General features: G+C 55.2%; 17 protein-coding genes. 10 read left to right on the forward strand and 7 right to left on the reverse strand.

The genetic code is table 11. From position 1 onward, the window contains the following. Positions 1 to 93: 93 nt before the first annotated feature. Positions 94 to 1,254 carry a pyridoxal phosphate-dependent aminotransferase gene (locus ACOTX7_RS02920; protein ID WP_221257060.1) on the forward strand — a complete coding sequence of 387 codons (1,161 nt, stop codon included), beginning with the start codon at positions 94 to 96 and terminating at the stop codon, positions 1,252 to 1,254. Here ACOTX7_RS02920 and ACOTX7_RS02925 read toward each other — a convergent pair whose 3' ends face one another. From ACOTX7_RS02925 to citR, 3 genes are all read right to left on the reverse strand, one after another. Beyond that, positions 1,255 to 1,881, reverse strand: coding sequence for an IbrB-like domain-containing protein (locus ACOTX7_RS02925; protein ID WP_205921265.1), 627 nt, complete (start codon positions 1,879 to 1,881; stop codon positions 1,255 to 1,257). Further along, a complete protein-coding gene (locus ACOTX7_RS02930; RefSeq protein ID WP_221813052.1) occupies positions 1,866 to 3,089 on the reverse strand; it encodes a phosphoadenosine phosphosulfate reductase in 1,224 nt (407 codons plus the stop codon). The genes ACOTX7_RS02925 and ACOTX7_RS02930 overlap by 16 nt, the downstream gene beginning before the upstream one ends. A gap of 168 nt (positions 3,090 to 3,257) precedes the next feature. After that, on the reverse strand, positions 3,258 to 4,163 hold the full coding sequence (gene citR, locus ACOTX7_RS02935; protein ID WP_221813055.1) for a DNA-binding transcriptional repressor CitR: 906 nt from the start codon (positions 4,161 to 4,163) through the stop codon (positions 3,258 to 3,260). Between the two features lie 627 nt (positions 4,164 to 4,790). Here citR and ahpC point away from each other — a divergent pair. Further along, positions 4,791 to 5,354, forward strand: coding sequence for an alkyl hydroperoxide reductase subunit C (ahpC, locus tag ACOTX7_RS02940; RefSeq protein ID WP_421626043.1), 564 nt, complete (start codon positions 4,791 to 4,793; stop codon positions 5,352 to 5,354). Positions 5,355 to 5,540: 186 nt separating this feature from the next. Next, complete coding sequence (gene ahpF, locus ACOTX7_RS02945; protein ID WP_006809653.1) at positions 5,541 to 7,106, forward strand: alkyl hydroperoxide reductase subunit F; 1,566 nt, start codon at positions 5,541 to 5,543, stop codon at positions 7,104 to 7,106. Between the two features lie 59 nt (positions 7,107 to 7,165). Here ahpF and uspG read toward each other — a convergent pair whose 3' ends face one another. Further along, entirely contained in the window at positions 7,166 to 7,594 is a 429-nt protein-coding gene (uspG, locus tag ACOTX7_RS02950) for a universal stress protein UspG (RefSeq protein WP_006809652.1), read from the reverse strand. Positions 7,595 to 7,774: 180 nt separating this feature from the next. Here uspG and ACOTX7_RS02955 point away from each other — a divergent pair, with 180 nt between their 5' ends. Continuing rightward, complete coding sequence (locus ACOTX7_RS02955) at positions 7,775 to 9,013, forward strand: zinc-dependent alcohol dehydrogenase (RefSeq protein ID WP_221257062.1); 1,239 nt, start codon at positions 7,775 to 7,777, stop codon at positions 9,011 to 9,013. Between the two features lie 89 nt (positions 9,014 to 9,102). On the opposite strand, the gene rnk is transcribed toward ACOTX7_RS02955, so the two are convergent. Beyond that, complete coding sequence (gene rnk / locus ACOTX7_RS02960) at positions 9,103 to 9,513, reverse strand: nucleoside diphosphate kinase regulator (protein ID WP_221257063.1); 411 nt, start codon at positions 9,511 to 9,513, stop codon at positions 9,103 to 9,105. A 262-nt stretch (positions 9,514 to 9,775) separates the two neighbouring features. Here rnk and ACOTX7_RS02965 point away from each other — a divergent pair, with 262 nt between their 5' ends. Then, on the forward strand, positions 9,776 to 10,396 hold the full coding sequence (locus ACOTX7_RS02965; RefSeq protein ID WP_205924252.1) for a flavin reductase family protein: 621 nt from the start codon (positions 9,776 to 9,778) through the stop codon (positions 10,394 to 10,396). A gap of 29 nt (positions 10,397 to 10,425) precedes the next feature. On the opposite strand, the gene rna is transcribed toward ACOTX7_RS02965, so the two are convergent. Together rna and dcuC are read right to left on the reverse strand one after the other, a co-directional pair. Beyond that, entirely contained in the window at positions 10,426 to 11,235 is an 810-nt protein-coding gene (gene rna / locus ACOTX7_RS02970) for a ribonuclease I (protein ID WP_221813058.1), read from the reverse strand. A gap of 94 nt (positions 11,236 to 11,329) precedes the next feature. Further along, entirely contained in the window at positions 11,330 to 12,697 is a 1,368-nt protein-coding gene (gene dcuC / locus ACOTX7_RS02975) for an anaerobic C4-dicarboxylate transporter DcuC (protein WP_017382481.1), read from the reverse strand. A gap of 341 nt (positions 12,698 to 13,038) precedes the next feature. On the opposite strand from dcuC, the gene ACOTX7_RS02980 reads away from it, so the two are divergent. From ACOTX7_RS02980 to ACOTX7_RS03000, 5 genes are read left to right on the forward strand one after another with little or no spacing between them, the layout of a single operon-like run. Next, complete coding sequence (locus ACOTX7_RS02980) at positions 13,039 to 13,437, forward strand: hypothetical protein (protein ID WP_221813060.1); 399 nt, start codon at positions 13,039 to 13,041, stop codon at positions 13,435 to 13,437. 53 nt (positions 13,438 to 13,490) lie between these two features. Continuing rightward, complete coding sequence (locus ACOTX7_RS02985; RefSeq protein ID WP_221257066.1) at positions 13,491 to 13,784, forward strand: copper-binding protein; 294 nt, start codon at positions 13,491 to 13,493, stop codon at positions 13,782 to 13,784. 12 nt (positions 13,785 to 13,796) lie between these two features. Beyond that, on the forward strand, positions 13,797 to 15,053 hold the full coding sequence (locus ACOTX7_RS02990) for a TolC family protein (protein WP_221257067.1): 1,257 nt from the start codon (positions 13,797 to 13,799) through the stop codon (positions 15,051 to 15,053). Then, positions 15,050 to 16,255 (forward strand): efflux RND transporter periplasmic adaptor subunit, encoded by a 1,206-nt coding sequence (locus ACOTX7_RS02995; RefSeq protein WP_221813062.1) that lies wholly within the window; start codon positions 15,050 to 15,052, stop codon positions 16,253 to 16,255. The genes ACOTX7_RS02990 and ACOTX7_RS02995 overlap by 4 nt, the downstream gene beginning before the upstream one ends. Continuing rightward, positions 16,252 to 19,368: an efflux RND transporter permease subunit gene (locus ACOTX7_RS03000; RefSeq protein WP_221813064.1), complete on the forward strand. Its 3,117-nt coding sequence runs from the start codon at positions 16,252 to 16,254 to the stop codon at positions 19,366 to 19,368. The genes ACOTX7_RS02995 and ACOTX7_RS03000 overlap by 4 nt, the downstream gene beginning before the upstream one ends. The last annotated feature ends 102 nt before the right edge of the window (positions 19,369 to 19,470 follow it).

Raw genomic sequence — 19,470 nt, forward strand, 5'->3', positions numbered from 1 at the left:
TATATCGTTTAGACGTCTAAGCGTCTTGATTGCCAAAGACTAACATCGTGTTATAGTGTCAGCAACATAAGTATTACAGGCAGGTAACGCACAATGAGCCATAACGCATTGATTCCGCAGAGTAAAATTCCTAATCTCGGCACGACGATTTTTACCCAGATGAGCGCCCTGGCGCAGCAGCACAACGCCATTAATCTCTCACAAGGATTCCCGGATTTTGACGGGCCGAAATATTTGCAGCAGCGTCTGGCGTACCACGTTGCTCAGGGAGCCAACCAGTATGCGCCGATGACCGGCGTACAGGCGTTGCGTGAAGCCATTGCGGATAAAACGGCGGCGTTGTACGGCCATAAGCCCGATGCGAACAGCGATATCACGATAACCGCAGGGGCGACCGAAGCGCTGTATGCGGCGATCACCGCCCTGGTGCGTACGGGCGATGAAGTTATCTGTTTTGATCCCAGCTACGATAGCTACGCCCCGGCGATTGAACTGGCTGGCGGCGTGGTGAAACGCGTGGCGCTTCAGCCGCCGCATTTTCGCCCGGACTGGCAGGCGTTTGCCGCACTGCTGAGCGATAAAACCCGGCTGGTGATCCTGAATACGCCGCACAATCCGTCGGCGACGGTGTGGCAGAAGCGTGATTTTGCCGCCCTGTGGCAGGCCATTGCCGAACGTGAAATCTATGTTCTGAGCGACGAGGTGTATGAGCACATCTGCTTCGCGAAAGAGGGGCATGCCAGCGTGCTGGCGCATCCGCAGCTTCGCGAGCGTGCAGTTGCGGTATCATCATTTGGCAAAACCTACCATATGACCGGCTGGAAGGTGGGGTACTGCGTGGCGCCTGCCGCCATCAGTGCTGAACTGCGTAAAGTGCACCAGTACCTGACGTTTGCGGTGAACACACCTGCTCAGCTGGCGCTGGCGGATATGCTGCGCAGCGAACCCGGGCACTACCGTGAACTGCCTGATTTTTACCGTGCGCGTCGGGATCGGTTTGTGAATGCGTTAAGCAAAAGCCGTCTGGAGATTTTACCCTGTGAAGGAACCTATTTCCTGCTGGCTGACTACAGCGCGATTTCCGATCTGGATGATGTGAGTTTCTGCCAGTGGCTGACGAAAGAGGTGGGCGTGGCGGCTATTCCGCTGTCGGTGTTCTGCGCCGATCCCTTCCCGCATAAGCTTATCCGACTTTGCTTTGCGAAACAGGAATCGACGCTGCTGGCCGCGGCAGAGCGTTTAAATAAACTCTGACTATTTCACCGTCCAGGCTTCTGAGAAACGACGGTCTGCGAAGAGTTCCAGCAGGCCGTTGATCTGCTTCAGCCGCAGCACTTCATCGCTGTCCATGCCTAACTCTTTACCGATTTTCTCCTCGCTCCAGCCCATCAGCGCCAGTTCACGCACAATCTCCGCCATGGCGTTGATCTGGTGGCGGCCACGCGCGCGGTTGTGGCGAATGGTCGCGGCCATGCGGTCGAACTTTGCCTGACGCTCTTTGCGCAGGCAGGTGACGGGAAGATAACCTTTAAGCTGGCGCTTCAGAATAGCCCGATGACGGCCAATATCATGCCGGTGAAAACCATCCACAATTTCGTAGTGCTGCGGCGCATTTTCCGTCACAACGATAGGCTGCGTGAATCCATCCAGCTCCAGTGACGTGGTGAGCAACCGTTTTTCCGGTGGCGCAACGTTATTAGGGTTGTAATCATTGGCCGTGATGTCGTCCTGTTTTACCCATAATACGCAGTCTATGGGCTGATCGCGGAAAGGGCTGATGTGATGTAATGCCAGACGAAAAGCATTTATGGCGTTAATTCGCTCGTCTTCAGAAAGCGTCTGAAGATAAGCTTCCATTTCGTTGATTATTCGTTGTTGCATAAAATTCCCCATTCCTTACGCTTCGCTTTCACCCTTTCGTTGTAGCGCTGATAGTGTTTAGGCTTATTTGGGCTAAACGAGAGTGCCCGGCACCAATAGTCATTGTTAAGTAAAACCTTACAAATACGTCGCCAGGAAGGGATATCTTTTGCACCAATGTCACCCTCCTGCGTATCGGGAATATCGTCCATGCCTCGCTTTTGATACCAGTGAAGATAAATCGCGATTTTATTGCGGTAATGTTCGGCTGTATTTTGCGGCATGCTGTCGAGCAATAGCATCGCGTATTCGCGCCAGCTGAGGTGATCGGGTTTCAGGATCTTCCTGTGTCCATAAAAATGGTTATCGTGCCCGGCATAAATACCCCCGCTGCGTACGCCGCTGGCGCGTTCACACATGGCCGCCCAGCGTTCAGGTTCAATGACATGATAGAGCCACAGCCCCTGGCGCTGCTCCGGCCCAAAGGGCTCACAAATGCGCATATAACGTGGCGGTACGCCGGCCTTGTACATCAGATCGTAGAGCGGGTTATAGCAGCATTTTGTTTTCGCGAACCACGTCCAGATATCGGCGGTTTTCCAGTCGTAGAGAGGGTAGATATACCAGGTGTGTCCGCCCGGTGCGACGGTCGTCCAGGGTTTATCGTCAGAGAAGCGCTGCTTACGTGCAGACGCAATCGCCAGAAAGCGGTTGTAGGATTCATCGGCACGAATGCCTATCATCATGGCCGCGGGACGATTGAGGGAAAACCAGTCGGAGAAGCTGCGTACGAAGGTTTCGAAGGTCATTCCTGGCTGGTAAAACGGAAAAAAGGCAGGGTCGGTGATGGCATCGTTGGGGGGCTGTCGCACCCATTGCGTGTCGGGTTCCCAGCATTGCCACTCTGGTTGAAACTGTGACAGCGAATTTTGAGTGGTAAGGGGAAGGGCTACCCACCAGAAGTGGTCTATCACATCGCTGTAGAGTGTACGCATGTGCTCGATGTGGGCGATGGTATAGGTGAACTGCGCTTCCCAGTCTATAAACAGCACGTCAATTTTTCTTTTCATCTGCCTGGCCCGCAGCGCCGTAAGATGCAGCATGACGGTAGAATCTTTACCGCCTGAAAAGGAGACGCAAACCCGGGGGATATTCTCAAGCGTCCACGCTATTCGCGCCTCGGTCGCGCTGAGGACATTTTGGGGTAAGGGTATTTTATAGATTGACATGATCATTCTCTTCCTGAGTAATAATTGCCTGACGGTGGCGTCAATACCAGAAAGGATACAACAGCGGAGATTAATTAAGGGAGGTAAATTGTATGATTTTTTTTAAATATCATTTTAATGAATGTTACTGGGAGAATTTCTGGCTACCCATCAAGCAGCCAGTCATCTTTAGCTACGGGGTGGAACAAGTTCATCAATAAAATTAGAAAATGCCGGGCTGTTCAGCGCCGAGCGGTTGTACATCATGTATATATTGATGGACGGGAATGCAAGGTTAGTCTCAATTCTGCGCAGGTTTAATGCCTCGCCGTATTGTTCGAATGCCGGAACGGGCACCAGGCCAATAATATCGGTGAAGCTGATCATCGACAGCAGTGAAATATAGGAGTCACTGCGAAAGACAATATTTCTTTCGGGAAGCAGTATTTCCGCATTTTCCTGATACGTTTTGACACTTGTCTCATCGCTTAAAAAGGCGGTGAAATTTTCACGCAGGAGTTCATCAGGCGTAGCGTTCAACCCGATACGCGGATGGTCCTTCCGGCAGACCAGCGTAAACTGCATCTCATAATACAGGCTGCACGCGGTAGAACGGCTATTCAGCGGAGAGAAGGCGAAAACAAGATCGGCCTTGCGGTAGGCTAACAGGTCTTCAGCGGAATCCGGCGCGAGAAAAACATCATGCAGTTCAATGTGATAATTGTACTTGTCCATGAGCAGTCGCATGGGTTCAAGCATAATTTTGGGCGTCATAAATTGCGGACAGTAGATCACAAAACTTTTCTTAAGCCCGCTGGAATGCATCATGTTAATGGTCTGTTCCAGATGGTTGAGATTCTGTTCCAGATGATGATGCAGATTGACGCCCACGGTGGTAGGCGTAATGCCTTTACCGGAGCGAATGAACAAGGGATCGTTAAGCTGCCCGCGCAGGCGTTGCAGCGACTGGCTTACGGCGGATGGCGTAATATAAAGCGTTTCAGCCGCTTTACTGATGCTGAGATGCTGATAAATGCATTCAAATATGACTAAAAGATTAAGGTCAAATTTTTTAAGGTCGTAGAGATTTGCCATGATTCATCCTGATGATGCCGTGTATGCTGAAGTTATCACATCACTGATAACTATAGATTGAAGCCAGCCATTTACAATCCGTGTGACTAACTTACTTAATTAGTTTTTTAAGTCACCTTAATATATCACGGCGTCGGATTAATGAAATAGTTCTTCAAAGGAAGTTAAGATAATTTTATCTTTAGCAGTGCGGTAGAGAAGGGAATACACAATTGACATTTATATTTCATTAGAGATATATAAACCGGGTACATTTCTTCGCATTAATATTTGTACATCGTTCGATAAAACCTATCACAACTATAGGCAGGAATGCCGCCACGGTGCATTGCCCTTCCTCTTCACTGGTGTTGTAATCAAAGCGCTGTTACAGCCTTGATACAAGGTAAGTAGAGCGCAACGCAACGCCAGTTCCGGCTGGCACTGAATGTACCTGCGGGGAATTCAGGTATCAGGGCCGCCCGTCGAGGCGGCCTTTTTACTTTCAGGCTTTCCTGTAAAAGGTTCACCTTGCTGTCTTGTTGAAGTTGTAAGGTTTGGCTGATTGATTTGATAAAGCATACGCATTAGCCCCGATGAACAAAGTTGGTTACCTTACATCTCAACGAAAACACGGAGGAAGTACAGATGTCTTTGATTAACACCAAAATTAAACCTTTCAAAAACCAGGCGTTCAAAAACGGTGAGTTCATTGAAGTGACCGAGAAAGATACCGAAGGCCGCTGGAGCGTGTTCTTCTTCTATCCGGCTGACTTCACCTTCGTTTGCCCGACCGAACTGGGCGACGTGGCAGACCACTACGAAGAACTGCAAAAGCTGGGCGTAGATGTTTACTCTGTTTCTACCGATACCCACTTCACCCACAAAGCGTGGCACAGCAACTCTGAAACTATCGCGAAAATCAAATACGCGATGATCGGCGACCCGACTGGCGCCCTGACCCGTAACTTTGACAACATGCGTGAAGATGAAGGCCTGGCTGACCGTGCGACCTTCGTTGTTGACCCGCAGGGCATTATCCAGGCTATCGAAGTTACCGCTGAAGGTATCGGCCGTGATGCATCTGACCTGCTGCGCAAAGTGAAAGCGGCTCAGTACGTTGCTTCTCACCCAGGCGAAGTGTGCCCGGCGAAATGGAAAGAAGGCGAAGCGACGCTGGCGCCATCTCTGGACCTGGTCGGCAAGATCTAAGTCTGTAAAGCCTGGCGGCGCTGCGCTTGCACAGGCCTACGGTATCGTAGGCAGGGTAAACGAAGTGCCTCCGGCAATCAATGGGCGCACCCGCGCCCATTTCATTCCAGCACCATGATGCAAGTTGCATTCAGGCAGCCCGTATAAGGCGGCTTGCATGATGACGTTTTAAGAGAGGGAAGAATAATGCTCGACACGAATATGAAAACCCAGCTCAAGGCCTACCTTGAGAAACTGACCAAACCTGTTGAGCTGATTGCCACGCTGGACGACAGCGCGAAATCGGCAGAAATCAAAGCACTGCTGACAGAGATTGCTGAGCTGTCGCCGAAAGTGACCTTCAAAGAAGACAATACTCTGGCAGTCCGTAAGCCTTCTTTCCTGATTGCCAACCCGGGGTCTGACCAGGGGCCGCGTTTCGCGGGTTCTCCGCTGGGTCACGAATTTACCTCCCTGGTGCTGGCGCTGCTGTGGACCGGTGGTCATCCTTCAAAAGAAGCGCAGGCGTTGCTGGAGCAGATCCGCGATATCGACGGTGATTTTGAGTTTGAAACCTATTACTCACTCTCCTGCCACAACTGCCCGGACGTGGTGCAGGCGCTGAACCTGATGTCAGTCCTCAACCCGCGCATTAAGCATACGGCGATTGACGGCGGTACGTTCCAGAACGAAATCACCGAGCGCAACGTGATGGGCGTTCCGGCGGTTTACCTGAATGGTCAGGAGTTCGGTCAGGGCCGTATGACGCTGACTGAAATCGTCGCCAAAGTGGATACCGGCGCAGAAAAACGCGCGGCAGAAGAGCTTAACCAACGCGATGCGTACGATGTGCTGATTGTCGGCTCCGGCCCGGCGGGCGCGGCAGCGGCGGTCTACTCCGCACGTAAAGGGATCCGTACCGGTCTGATGGGCGAACGTTTTGGTGGTCAGGTACTGGATACCGTGGACATCGAGAACTACATTTCCGTGCCGAAGACTGAAGGTCAGAAACTGGCCGGGGCGTTGAAAGCGCACGTCAGCGATTACGACGTGGATGTGATTGACAGCCAGAGCGCCAGCAAACTGGTTCCGGCGGCGGTGGAAGGTGGCTTACACCAGATTGAAACCGCTTCTGGCGCGGTGCTGAAAGCGCGCAGCGTGATCATTGCCACCGGTGCAAAATGGCGCAACATGAACGTTCCGGGCGAAGATCAGTATCGCACCAAAGGCGTGACCTATTGCCCGCACTGTGACGGCCCGCTGTTCAAAGGTAAACGCGTAGCGGTGATCGGCGGCGGTAACTCCGGCGTGGAAGCGGCTATCGATCTGGCGGGAATTGTTGAACACGTTACCCTGCTGGAGTTCGCCCCGGAGATGAAAGCGGACCAGGTGTTGCAGGATAAAGTGCGTAGCCTGACTAACGTCGACATTGTGCTCAATGCCCAGACGACAGAAGTGAAAGGCGACGGCAGCAAAGTGACCGGTCTGGAATACCGTGACCGCGTGAGTGGCGATATCCACAGCGTAGCGCTGGCGGGGATCTTTGTGCAGATTGGCCTGTTGCCTAACACCACCTGGCTGGAAGGCGCGATTGAGCGCAACCGCATGGGCGAGATCATCATCGATGCGAAATGCGAAACCAGCGTGAAGGGCGTGTTTGCCGCGGGCGACTGCACCACCGTGCCGTACAAGCAGATCATCATCGCGACTGGCGAAGGTGCGAAAGCGTCACTGAGTTCGTTTGATTACCTGATTCGCACCAAAACCGCATAATAAAAGAAAGTAAGACGACATCTGCAATGTAAGAGGCCACCAGACGGTGGCCTCTTTTTTTATCTGACAACCATCACCGGAATGTGGGTGTGGCGGATCACGCTGGAGGCGTTCGACCCCAGCAGGTGAGTGGTGATAGACGGGTTGCGCGAACCGATGACCACGACGTCTGCGTTCAGCTCCCCGGCAAGCTCGTTAACGGCATCGCGTACGCTACCGAAGCGGACGTGGGTTTTGATGCGGGAAGGATCGATGCTGAAATGCCCGACCATGGTTTGCAGCCGCGTCTCGGCTTCATGCTGTAAATGCTCTTCAAAACGACGCACGTCGGCGGCAAAGCGATGCAGGCTCAGGCTGGCCGAGCCTGGTAAAACATGCAGAAGATGAATAACTCCGTCCTGCTGCGCGAGAAATTCCGCGTGACGTACTGCCTTATCACTCAGTTCCATTTCGAAAACATCAACCGGCATAATGATTGTTTGATACATAACCGTTTCTCCTTGTTTATAAACGCTGAAATCATTTAACCACAAAATATAAGTGGTTTCTGTAATCCCGACAGCACTTTTTATATCGCCAGGATAAATCTCAAAACAGCCGGATTCCGGGGCAGATCCCGAGAGGTAGCTACCCTTTTATAAGCTTACCCACACCCTTTCGGAGGTTGCATGAAAGCTCTCACCTATCACGGTCCACACCATGTTCGTGTCGATAATGTGCCTGATCCGGGTATCGAACAGCCTGACGATATTATCCTGCGCGTAACCGCCACGGCGATCTGTGGCTCTGATTTGCATCTTTATCGCGGAAAAATCCCCAAGGTCCAGCACGGCGATATCTTTGGTCATGAATTTATGGGCGAGGTGGTGGAGTGCGGGAGCGAGGTGAAAAATGTGCAGAAGGGCGACCGGGTGGTGATCCCGTTTGTGATTGCCTGCGGTGACTGCTTCTTTTGCCAGATGCAACAGTACGCGGCCTGCGAAAACACGAACCGCGGGCAGGGCGCGGCGCTGAACAAAAAGCAAATTCCCGCCCCTGCCGCGCTGTTTGGCTATAGCCATCTTTACGGTGGCGTGCCGGGCGGACAGGCGGAGTATGTGCGCGTGCCAAAAGGCAACGTGGGGCCGTTTAAAGTGCCGCAGCTGCTGTCTGACGACAAAGCGCTTTTCCTGTCAGATATTCTGCCTACCGCCTGGCAGGCGGCGAAAAATGCGCAGATCCAGAAAGGCTCCAGCGTCGCCGTATTCGGGGCCGGGCCGGTGGGGTTACTGACCATTGCCTGCGCGCGGCTTCTCGGCGCCGAGCAGATTTTCGTGATTGACCATCATCCCTATCGACTGCGGTACGCCCAGGAGCGCTACGGCGCGATCCCGATTAACTTTGATGACGATAACGACGCGGCGGAGAAAATCATTGAGCAAACGGCCGGGCAGCGCGGGGTGGATGCGGTGATTGATGCCGTCGGGTTTGAGGCCAAAGGCAGCACGACGGAAACCATCCTCAGTAACCTGAAAATTGAGGGCAGCAGCGGTAAGGCGCTGCGCCAGTGTATCGCAGCGGTGCGACGCGGTGGCGTGGTCAGCGTACCGGGCGTGTATGCCGGTTTTATTCACGGCTTCCTGTTTGGCGATGCGTTTGATAAGGGGCTGAGCTTTAAGATGGGCCAGACGCACGTCCATGCCTGGCTGGGAGAGCTGCTGCCGCTCATCGAAAAGGGGCTGCTTACCCCGGAAGATATTGTGACCCATTATCTTCCGCTGGCCGATGCGGAGCGCGCCTATAAGATTTTCGAAAAACGGGAGGAGGAGTGCCGCAAGGTGATCCTGGTGCCTGGGGCAGACACTCCGGAAGCAGCGCAGCAGAAAGTGAAGGGATTGGTCAATGCCTTCCCGGGCGGCGTTGTGTGAGGTCGTCCATTCACACCCTCGGGTGAAGGTGCGGAAAGAGGATGCAGATGCATCCTCTGTGCAAAGCGGGGGCGCTTGTTCAGAAGGGATTAACGCAGGTAATCGCCAGCGGCTTCGGGCTGGTAGAGCAGCTCAAGCACTTCCAGATGGGCTGAGGCACCGCCAGGGAGTTCCCAGTGGATGGTATCCCCCGTGCGCAGTCCAAGCAGCGCCGCCCCCACGGGTGCCAGCACTGACAGCTGAGCGCTGCTGTCGGTCATCTGTGCCGGATAGACCAGCGTACGGGTTAGCTCCTCCCCGGTAGTCAGATTGCGGAACTTCACCTGGCTGTTCATGGTGACCACATCATGCGGCATGGTCTCAGGCGTGCACATCTGCGCCCGGTCTAGCTCCTCGTTCAGCGCATCGGCTACCGGCAGTGAGGCAAATTCTGGTTTTTCCAACAGGCGGTCAATACGTTCTGCGTCGAGTTCATTGATGATAATCGTAGGTCTGGACATTTTTACTCCATGTCGTTAATGCTGCGTGTAACGCAGAAACCAATCCAAAAGAAAACCCTCGCCGTCTGGCAGCGAGGGTTTAACGTATCTGATGATACTGTCTGAATCCCTAAGTTTGAAGTGATGAAGGTCACAATCATAGGCCATATGAATTTTTGGCAATAAACCCGGCATCCCGATTCACGCTGAACGGAAATTTCGTTACGCTGGGAAAACTGAATTCGGGCAATGCGCGTTGCAGCCCCACCGTAGAGAGAGCGATATGTACTTTTACCAACCTTCTCAGGGGCACGGCCTGCCGCACGACCCGCTGAACGCCATTATTGGTCCGCGTCCGATTGGCTGGATCTCATCCTGTGATAAGGCCGGTCAACTGAACCTGGCCCCGTACAGCTTCTTTAACTGCTTTAACTATCGCCCGCCGATCATCGGTTTTTCCAGCAACGGCTGGAAGGATAGCGTGCGGAATATTTCCGAAACGGGTGAGTTTGTCTGGAACCTCGCCACGCGCGATTTGGCCGAGGCGATGAATGAAACCTCCGCCACGCTCCCGCATGACGAGGATGAATTTACCTTTGCCGGCCTGACGCCCGTAGCCAGCCAGCTTGTGAGCGCGCCGCGCGTGGCGGAAAGTCCGGTGAATTTCGAGTGTCGCTTGTCACAGTGCATTCAGCTTACCGGCGCGGATGGGACGCCGATTGACACCTGGCTGGTGCTCGGTGAAGTCGTGGGTGTCCATATCGCCGAAATACTGCTGGAAGAGGGGATTTACCAGACCGCAAAAGCGCAGCCCATTCTGCGTGCGGGTGGACCGACGGCCTACTACGCCATTAGCGACAGCCATCGGTTCGATCTGGTACGCCCGGATGCGCGCAGGGGCTAAGTTGCTGCGCACATCCGGCCGGAAGGCCGTCAGTAACCGGCTTTATGAATGACGAACTGTTTGCCGCAGTTGCCCGGATGCGGCTGTGGCGCAAAGGCGTTGGCAGAGAGGGGGGTGTTGATGGTGCTGGATTTCAGCGAGATCTGCATCTCTGTCAGATAAGCCGGATTGCCATGGCAGGTGAGTTTGAACGCTTTCACGCTCTGTTTCCCCCAGCTTTTAGCCACGGCTGCATCGAAGTCGCTACGGTGGACGGTTTTGCCGTAGTTCTCCGCCAGAAATTGCCCTACCGCGCTCCTCTTCACTTCCTGATTCATGCGCACCATGGTGCCGAAGTAAGCGTCGGGATCAAAACCAAAGCACACGCCGTGTTTGGCGTACTCATAACGTTCAAGGCAGGAGTTGCCGCCCGCGCCGGGCATCACGCTGTTCAGCTTCGCGGCGCCCGAGAGCGATAGCCCGGTCTCGGCGGCGTCGCATTTGCGGCTGGTTTTTGCTTCCGGCATGTTCGGAACCGGACGAGTGGCACAGCCGAAGCGCATCCAGCGGCGTTCATCCACACCGCGAGCGGCAATGGATTTCGGCAGACCTGGCCATAAGCCGTGGACGGTCAGAAAATCGGTTTTGTTGTTGCTCTCTTTTTGCAGTCGACACTCTTCCGGTTCGTTGCGGTTACGTTCGACCATGCTCTGGCAAAATCCGGTTTGCCATGAAAGAGCCAGAACGTAGCGATCGAAATCACCGTACTGGGTTGCCTTAAGCGGATCTGCCTGTATTGAGAAGACACAGAGTGCAAGCGCTACTGCGCCAGACGGGATAACGATATCCTTCCTGAACATTTGCTTTCCTGATTGGTTGGGCGCGATTAATTTCTGGGGGTTATTAAAGCACAAAAAGCGCCCGCAGGCGCTTTCTGGAAATCAGAAATTTGGCTTAGGCAGCGCCGGGAACCAGCACTTCGGTGGCGATAATCACGATAATCAGGCCAACCAGCACCGGCACTGACGTGCGTTTTACCACTTCAAACGGAGAGATTTTTGCCATCCCCGCAACCGCAACCACCACGCCCGATACCGGAGAGATGGTACGACCCAGGTTGGAGGCCTGAAGCATCGGAATGGACAGGTAAGCCGGGTTGATGCCGGAGGAGTGTGCCAGCTTCGGGATCATCTCAACAAAGGCGTAGAACGGCGCGTTACCGGAGCCGGTGGTCATCGCCGCCAGCATGGTCAGCACCACCAGCACCAGCATCAGGATAATGCTGGCCGAGCCGAACGAGGTGGCGATGGAGATCAGGCTCTGGATAAAGCCGATTGTGCTTAAGCCCTGAGCAAACACGCCAGCGGCAACCAACAGCATTACCACGCCCGCGAAGGCATCCGCCATACCGCGGAAGGCAACTTCCAGACCAGTGAATACTTTCTGGGTATTAAAGCCACGAACAAATTCCAGGATGGCCGCCAGCAGCATACAGATCACCAGGATGGTAATGATGTGCAGCTGCGGACCCCATTTGCCGTCAAAAATAAGCACACCAATAATCGGCGTGAAGGGCAGGATGGAATAAAACGCCGGGGCGGTAGTGGTGATTTCACTGACGTCCATCATTTCATGGCTGACGTTCTCTTTCTTATCGAGATAGCGCTGCCAGAAGAAATGCGCCACGCCCATGCCGAGAATAGCGGTGATGGAGATCGGCAGTGTGGTTTTGAAGGCGAAGTCAATCAGGGACATTTCCGCGGCTTTCGCGGCCAGGACCACGTCACCGGAGGTAGGGGAAAGGATAATCGCCGCCGGAGAGGCACAAATAGCCGCCGCTGCGCCACGGCTGATCCCGACGTTAACCATCACCGGGAACAGCGTGGCCATTAACAGTACGCCCAGGCCCGTCGCGGAGGAAACGGCTAATGACATGAGGCAGGCCAGGAAATAGGCTGCGACCATCAGCAGATAGGGAGAGTTAATATATTGCAGCGGCTTAGAGGCCAGCTTCACCACCATATCATTCGCGCCGATATGGGTCATATAGGCAGCAAAACCGCAGAGCATCATGATCATCATGCCCAGGTCGCCGCCGCGGCTCATCAGCAGAATTTTGATATATTCCACAATATCGGTAGCGGTATATCCGGTGCTGGCTTCGCTGGCGGGTAAAACCTGATGGCCCATTAGCGCGCTAATAATCAGCAGCGTAAGGCCGCCGACAAACAGCACGCCGGTGGCTGAATAACCTTTAATGATGTAGCGTGCTACACCGACAATAACCACGACTCCAATGAGGAGTTCGAGAAAAGTAAGCATGATTTCCCCTGTATCCTTGCTACCCGAGAGCACAAATAATCAATAAAAAAGAGGCCTGAAATGTGCCGAATAAATGGCCTGTTCTTGCTGATTAAAATCAAGAAAGAGACGACTAAAGGCAATGATGACAATATTTTTGCTAAACCTGCGTCATTTATATTAAGTCGTTATTGACCTGATGAATAGATATTGTATGTCATTAAATTGATGTTGAAGTGTTAAGGTTTTGGGTGTTACTTGCCGGAAACGGATTTAAAACGTAAATCTCTTTAAAACCATTTCTCTTTCATTCTTTTGCCTGCTTATACTCGGGCCACGTTTTCACCGCCGACAATCCGACTATGCATGCCAGCTGGACCTATCGCCTGCGCTTTTTCAAAAAACATCTGCTGATGTTTTTGGTGGCGTTTGGCTGGCTGTTGATCCAGAGTCAGGTCGCCGTCGCGTCCCATGCCTGTTCAATGGATGTACGCGGCGAGGTGGCCACTATTCAGCATATGGATATGATGGCGCCGGGGCCGCAGCATGCGACCGGCGCCTCACCGTTGTGTGAAAAGCATTGTGTGCCGGATCAGGTGCAAAAAGACCCTGCGCAGCCGCATCTGGTGGCTCTGCCTGCCGTCATGACGCTGACCTTAACCACGCCAGAATCCACCTCTGCGGACCATTCTGCGTGGTCCGTTACCCCTCCCGCAGTGGGGCCACCGGCAACGATCCGCTATTGCCGGTTTCGAGAATAAAAACCTGTTAATTAGTTGATTTTCTTCATTTAAAGTTTAACAGGAGTTTTATCATGCGTACTTTATTCCTTTCCGCGCTGGTTGGCGCGGCCGTCTCTTTCACGTCTTACACCGTTCAGGCAAACCAGACATGGCAGGGCCATGGGGTGGTTCAGTCGATCGCTGACAACACCGTTATGCTTCAGCACGACGCGATTCCGGAACTGAAATGGCCCGCCATGACCATGCCGTTTACCTTATCTGCGGGCGCCACTCTGAATGGCGCGAAACCGGGAGATGAGGTGACCTTCACGCTGGAGCGTGCGGGTGACGGTTTTCAGATTGTCTCGCTGACGCCAGCGCGCTAAGCGAGGTTCCCCATGACACGACACACATTGAGCCAGTGGCTCGGTGGGGTGTTGTTCGGCCTGTTAAGCTCCGCCGCCCAGGCGGAGCCGTGGACGCTCGAACACACCCTGACCGAAGCCGAGCGCTATTCAGCGGAACTTTCCGCCAGCCGTAACGAAGCGCAGGCGCTGGATGCGATGGCAGATTCCGCCACGCAATTACCCGACCCGAAACTGAAATTCGGCATTGAAAACGTGCCGGTACAGGGCAGCAATGACAGGCGGCTGACGCGCGAAGGGATGACCATGCAGAAGATTGGCATCATGCAAAGCTACGTCAGCGCTGAGAAGCGGGAACGCAAAGCGCAGACCTTCCAGGCACAGGCGCGAGGCGTGCTGGCAAAATCAGAGGCCGTCCGCGCCGCGCTTCAGCGCGATACCGCCCAGGCCTGGCTGGATCTCGCGCTGGCGCAGCAGGCGCTGAAAATAGCCAGAGCGCTGGTCAGGGAAACGGAACGCCAGCGCGGGGTGCAGAAGGCGAGCGTCGGATCGGGAAGTGCTACGCCGGACAGCGTGCTGGCACTCCGGACGATCCTGATTGCCATGCGCGACAAAGAGACGTTGGCACAGCGGGACGTGCAGCTGGCGCAAAGCCGTCTGCTACAGCTGACCGGACACGCTATAACGGATGTACGCGGGCCACTGCCACGCTATCAGCGTCTTCCTGCCGATGAAATGACGTTGCAGGAGGGCATTGTAAAGCACCCGGAAGTGGAAGCGGCGAGACGTGAAGCGGAAACCGCGAAAGCGCGTTCAGCGCAATCTGCCGTGGCGGCGATACCCGATGTTGACGTGGAGGTCTATTACGCGCATCGCGCCGAAGGCTATGACGACATGGCTGGCGTGATGTTCAGCGTCGATCTGCCTCTGTTCCAGTCAAAACGTCAGGACAAGGAGTATGCCGCCGATGTCTCCCGCTCCATGCAGGCGGCGGACGAACTGACGCTGCTCAAACGCGAACACGTCGCTCAGGTGCAGGCGCTGGTGGCGCAGTATCAGGCTGCGCAAACGCTGTGGCAGCGTCAGCGGGACGAGGTCCTGCCGTTACAGCGTCAGCGGCTGGCGGTGCTGACGGCGCAGTATCGCTCCGGGCAGTCTGCGCCTGGTGCGCTGCTGGAGGCGCGTCGTGACGTGCTGGATACGGAACTGGCGGTCAACCAGGCGGAACGCGATATGGCGCGGACCTGGGCTGCCGTGAACTGGTTGATCCCACAGGAGCTGGCGCAATGAAAAAAACAACCTTAACGGCGGTGGCCATTGCCATCGCGGCGGCTGCCGCTGGCGGTTATATGGCCGGACAGAAACAGACGCATCAGCCAGTCAGCGCGCCACACGCCACGGAGCGTAAGGTGCTTTACTGGTACGACCCCATGATGCCCGGACAGCGCTTTGATAAGCCGGGTAAATCCCCCTTCATGGATATGGACCTGGTCCCGCGCTATGCCGATGAAGAGCAGGCGGCGTCAGGCGTGGCTATTAGCATGCAACAGCAGCAAAATCTGGGAATGAAAACCGCCAAAGTAGAGATGCGCCATCTGGTTTCGCCGTTCTCGGCTTTTGCCACGGTGTCAACGGATGAACGTAACGTCTCGGTGGTATCCGCCCCGGCCACTGGCGTGGTGTCGAAATTATTTGTTAATGCGCCGCAGCAGCAGGTGAAAGCCGGAGAGGCGCTGGCGCAGCTCTGGATCCCGCAGTGGACGGCCGCCCAGCAGGAGTATCTCGCCGTTCGTCAGCTTGGTGATGCCGCGCTAACCCGCGCGGCGCGGGATCGGCTGGCGTTGCAGTTTATGCCGGAAGAGGTCATTCGCCTGCTGGAACGCAGCGGTAAGCCGCAGACCACGCTCACCCTGCGCGCTGCCCGGGCGGGCTACGTGGTGAAACTGGACGTGCGGGAAGGGGAGCAAATCAGCGCAACGGCACCGCTGTTTGAAATCGCCAGCCTCGATCCGGTCTGGCTGGTGGTCGATTACCCGCAAACGCAGGCGCAGTCTCTGGCTGTGGGTAGCAAAATGGTGGCAACGTCAGAGAGCTGGCCGGGAGAGTCGTTCCACGGCGTGGTCAGCGAGCTGCTGCCGCAGATGGAAGCGTCCACGCGTACCCTGAAAGCGCGCATCGTGCTGGAGAATCCTGCGCATAAACTGAAGCCGGGAATGTATTTATCCGTCACGCGGGCGGAAGAAACGCAACGCCCGCCGGTGCTGGCGGTGCCGGAGGAGGCGGTCATCAACAGCGGCGAATCTTCGCGTCTGCTGCTGGCGACCGGAGACGGTTATTTCCGCCCCGTGACGGTGAAAACCGGGCTGACGGCGCAGGGCTGGACGGCGATCCTGTCCGGCGTGAAAGAGGGCGATGCCGTGGTGACCTCCGGGCAATTCCTGATCGATTCTGAAGCCAGCCTGCGCAGCGTAATGCCGGAGGTGACGCCATGATTGCCGCTGTGATTCGCGCCTCGCTGCGTAACCGCCTGCTGGTGATCCTGGCCGCGTTGATGATAGCCGGATGGGGCGGGTGGGCGGTGCAGCGCGCACCGCTGGATGCGTTGCCCGATCTGTCGGATGTGCAGGTCATTATCAAAGCAAGTTACCCCGGAAAAGCGCCGCAGGTCATTGAGGACCAGGTAACCTGGCCGCTGACAACGTCCATGTTGTCCGTACCGGGTGCCAAAACCGTGCGCGGCTTTTCAATGTTTGGCGATGCTTATGTGTATGTGCTGTTTGAGGACGGGACCGATCTCTACTGGGCGCGGTCCCGGGTGCTGGAGTATTTAAGTCAGGTCCAGACGCAATTTCCCCCCGGCGTGAAGGTGTCGCTGGGGCCGGATGCGACGGGCGTGGGCTGGATCTATGAATATGCGCTTATCGACCGCAGTGGGAAACACAGCCTGGCGGATCTGCGTGCCCTGCAAGACTGGACGCTAAAGTACGAGCTTAAGACGGTTCCGAATGTGTCTGAAGTGGCAAGCATTGGCGGAATGGTGCGTCAGTATCAGATCGTGGCGGACCCGGCGAAAATGCGCGCGTTGAACATCACCCACAGCCAGCTTTTCAGCGCGGTGCAGGCCGCGAATAAAGAGAGCGGCGGTGCGCTGCTGGAGATGGGCGAAGCGGAATATATGGTTCGCACGACAGGCTATTTGCACACGCTGGAGGATTTTCGCCAGGTGGTGATCGCCAGCCGGAATGGCGTGCCCGTTCTGTTGAAAGACGTTGCCACCGTGGGCATCGGCCCGGAGATCCGCCGGGGGGTAGCGGAGCTTAACGGTGAAGGGGAGGTAGCGGGTGGCGTGGTGGTCATGCGCTACGGGAAGAACGCGCTGGAAACCATTCGTGCGGTAAAAGCGAAGCTGAGCGAACTGCAAAAAACGCTGCCAAAAGGCGTTGAGATTGTCCCGGTCTACGATCGCGCCACGCTGATTGAGGAGTCGGTCAAAACGCTGACGCATAAGCTACTTGAAGAGTTTGCCGTGGTGGTGGTGGTGTGTGCGCTGTTCCTGTTCCATCTGCGTTCCGCGCTGGTGGCGATAGTCTCACTGCCGCTGGGGATCCTCGGTGCTTTTGTGGTGATGCACTATCAGGGCATTAACGCGAACATTATGTCGCTCGGCGGGATCGCGATTGCCATCGGGGCGATGGTGGATGCGGCAATTGTGATGATTGAGAATATGCACAAGGTGCTGGAACAGTGGCGGCATGATAATCCGGGTAAAGAGCCGACTTCGGGAGATTACTGGCGTCTGGCGGAACGGGCTGCCGTTGAAGTGGGGCCCGCGCTGTTTTGCAGCCTGTTAATCATTACGCTGTCGTTTATTCCGGTGTTTTCGCTGGAAGCACAGGAAGGGCGGATGTTCTCGCCGCTGGCGTTCACGAAAACCTGGTCGATGGCGGTCGCGGCAGGGCTGGGGATCACCCTGGTCCCGGTGTTGATGGGCTATTTCATTCGCGGGAAGATCCCGGATGAGAAAGCAAACCCGATCAACCGTGTGCTGATCCGCCTGTATGAGCCGCTGCTGGACAAGGTGTTGACCTTCCCGAAAACGACGCTGGCGCTGGCCTGTTTGCTGCTGTTCGCCACGCTCTGGCCCCTGAGCCGTCTGGGCAGCGAGTTTATGCCGCCGCTGGATGAGGGGGATCTGCTCTATATGCCGTCCACGCTGCCGGGGATCTCTGCCCGGGAGGCATCGCGGCTGCTTCAGCAGACGGACCGGTTAATCAAGAGCGTACCGGAAGTGGCGAGCGTGTTTGGTAAAGCGGGCCGGGCAGAATCGGCAACCGATCCCGCGCCCTTAACCATGCTGGAAACGACCATCCACTTTAAGCCCCGCAGTGAGTGGCGCCCGGGAATGACGCCGCAAAAGCTGGTGGACGAGCTGGATAAGACCGTGTCGCTGCCGGGCATTGCCAATGTGTGGGTGTCCCCTGTCCGCAACCGTCTGGATATGCTGGCAACCGGGATCAAAAGCCCGGTCGGCATTAAGGTGAACGGCAATAATATTGCCGACATTGAACGTGTCGCCCGGCAGATTGAACAGGTGGTGAAGCACGTTCCTGGCGTCACCTCTGCGCTGGCGGAGCGTCTCAAAGGCGGGCGCTACGTGGATATTCGTATCGACAGGCAAAAGGCTGCGCGCTACGGTGTTTCCGTGGATGAACTGCAAAGCCTGGTTTCCACTCTGGTGGGCGGGGAGAACGTCGGTGAAGTGATTCAGGGGCGAGAGCGGTATCCCATCAATCTGCGTTATCCGCGCGATCTGCGAGACAATATCGACAAGCTGCGGGTTTTGCCGGTAGTGACCGCAAATGGAAGCCAGGTGGCGCTCGGGGAGCTGGCCGATATCGTCGTGTCGGAAGGCCCGCCGATGTTGAAAAGCGAAAACGCGCGGCTCTCAAGCTGGGTCTATGTGGATTTACGCGGGCGAGATTTGAAGTCAGCCGTGGATGAGATGCAAAAGCGCGTGGCGGAGAAGGTGGCATTGCCGCAGGGCGTCTCTCTCGCCTGGTCCGGGCAGTTTGAATATCTGGAGCGTGCGACGGCCTCGCTCAAAATAGTCTTACCTGTCACGCTGATGATTATATTCATTCTTTTATGGTTAACCTTTAAGCGGATATCAGATGTCCTGATAATAATGGGGACATTGCCTTTCGCGCTTATTGGTGGCGTATGGTTTTTGTGGTTGCTTGAATATAATTTGTCAGTGGCGGGGGCAGTGGGCTTTATTGCCCTTTCCGGGGTGGCAGCAGAGTTCGGCGTAATTATGGTTCTTTATTTGAATCATGCCCTTGATAAATATCGTGCTCGCGAACCCGAAGGGGGAAATGCGCTGCTTATGCGGGCGATCCACGAAGGTGCGGTGCTGCGCGTGCGTCCGAAGGTGATGACGGTAGCCACTATTATGGCGGGGTTGCTGCCCATCATGTGGGGTGGGGGAAGCGGATCGGAGGTCATGCAGCGTATCGCCGCGCCGATGATTGGAGGCATGGTTACCGCGCCGCTGTTGTCGATGCTGGTTATTCCCGCGTTGTATAAATTGTTACATCAACGTTAATTTTCTGGGCCTGCATACGTTTATTTACGTATGCAGGCATTCCGCTTAAGAATATTCCCAGATTAATAATAGAGGTTTAGGAATAACACGGATGTTGTTAAG

The sequence above is a fragment of the Enterobacter cloacae complex sp. IR5418 genome (genome assembly GCF_049238105.1).
Taxonomy (GTDB): domain Bacteria; phylum Pseudomonadota; class Gammaproteobacteria; order Enterobacterales; family Enterobacteriaceae; genus Enterobacter; species Enterobacter hormaechei.

What these genes read in the sequence shown, in the direction of transcription:
- dcuC (WP_017382481.1), bottom strand. Translation starts at nt 12,697, where the DNA reads ATGCTTACTTTTCTCGAACTCCTCATTGGAGTCGTGGTTATTGTCGGT.
- ahpC (WP_421626043.1), top strand. Translation starts at nt 4,791, where the DNA reads ATGTCTTTGATTAACACCAAAATTAAACCTTTCAAAAACCAGGCGTTC.
- ACOTX7_RS03000 (WP_221813064.1), top strand. Translation starts at nt 16,252, where the DNA reads ATGATTGCCGCTGTGATTCGCGCCTCGCTGCGTAACCGCCTGCTGGTG.
- uspG (WP_006809652.1), bottom strand. Translation starts at nt 7,594, where the DNA reads ATGTATCAAACAATCATTATGCCGGTTGATGTTTTCGAAATGGAACTG.
- ACOTX7_RS02955 (WP_221257062.1), top strand. Translation starts at nt 7,775, where the DNA reads ATGAAAGCTCTCACCTATCACGGTCCACACCATGTTCGTGTCGATAAT.
- ahpF (WP_006809653.1), top strand. Translation starts at nt 5,541, where the DNA reads ATGCTCGACACGAATATGAAAACCCAGCTCAAGGCCTACCTTGAGAAA.
- ACOTX7_RS02920 (WP_221257060.1), top strand. Translation starts at nt 94, where the DNA reads ATGAGCCATAACGCATTGATTCCGCAGAGTAAAATTCCTAATCTCGGC.
- ACOTX7_RS02925 (WP_205921265.1), bottom strand. Translation starts at nt 1,881, where the DNA reads ATGCAACAACGAATAATCAACGAAATGGAAGCTTATCTTCAGACGCTT.
- rnk (WP_221257063.1), bottom strand. Translation starts at nt 9,513, where the DNA reads ATGTCCAGACCTACGATTATCATCAATGAACTCGACGCAGAACGTATT.
- citR (WP_221813055.1), bottom strand. Translation starts at nt 4,163, where the DNA reads ATGGCAAATCTCTACGACCTTAAAAAATTTGACCTTAATCTTTTAGTC.
- ACOTX7_RS02995 (WP_221813062.1), top strand. Translation starts at nt 15,050, where the DNA reads ATGAAAAAAACAACCTTAACGGCGGTGGCCATTGCCATCGCGGCGGCT.
- ACOTX7_RS02965 (WP_205924252.1), top strand. Translation starts at nt 9,776, where the DNA reads ATGTACTTTTACCAACCTTCTCAGGGGCACGGCCTGCCGCACGACCCG.
- ACOTX7_RS02930 (WP_221813052.1), bottom strand. Translation starts at nt 3,089, where the DNA reads ATGTCAATCTATAAAATACCCTTACCCCAAAATGTCCTCAGCGCGACC.
- ACOTX7_RS02985 (WP_221257066.1), top strand. Translation starts at nt 13,491, where the DNA reads ATGCGTACTTTATTCCTTTCCGCGCTGGTTGGCGCGGCCGTCTCTTTC.
- rna (WP_221813058.1), bottom strand. Translation starts at nt 11,235, where the DNA reads ATGTTCAGGAAGGATATCGTTATCCCGTCTGGCGCAGTAGCGCTTGCA.
- ACOTX7_RS02980 (WP_221813060.1), top strand. Translation starts at nt 13,039, where the DNA reads ATGCATGCCAGCTGGACCTATCGCCTGCGCTTTTTCAAAAAACATCTG.
- ACOTX7_RS02990 (WP_221257067.1), top strand. Translation starts at nt 13,797, where the DNA reads ATGACACGACACACATTGAGCCAGTGGCTCGGTGGGGTGTTGTTCGGC.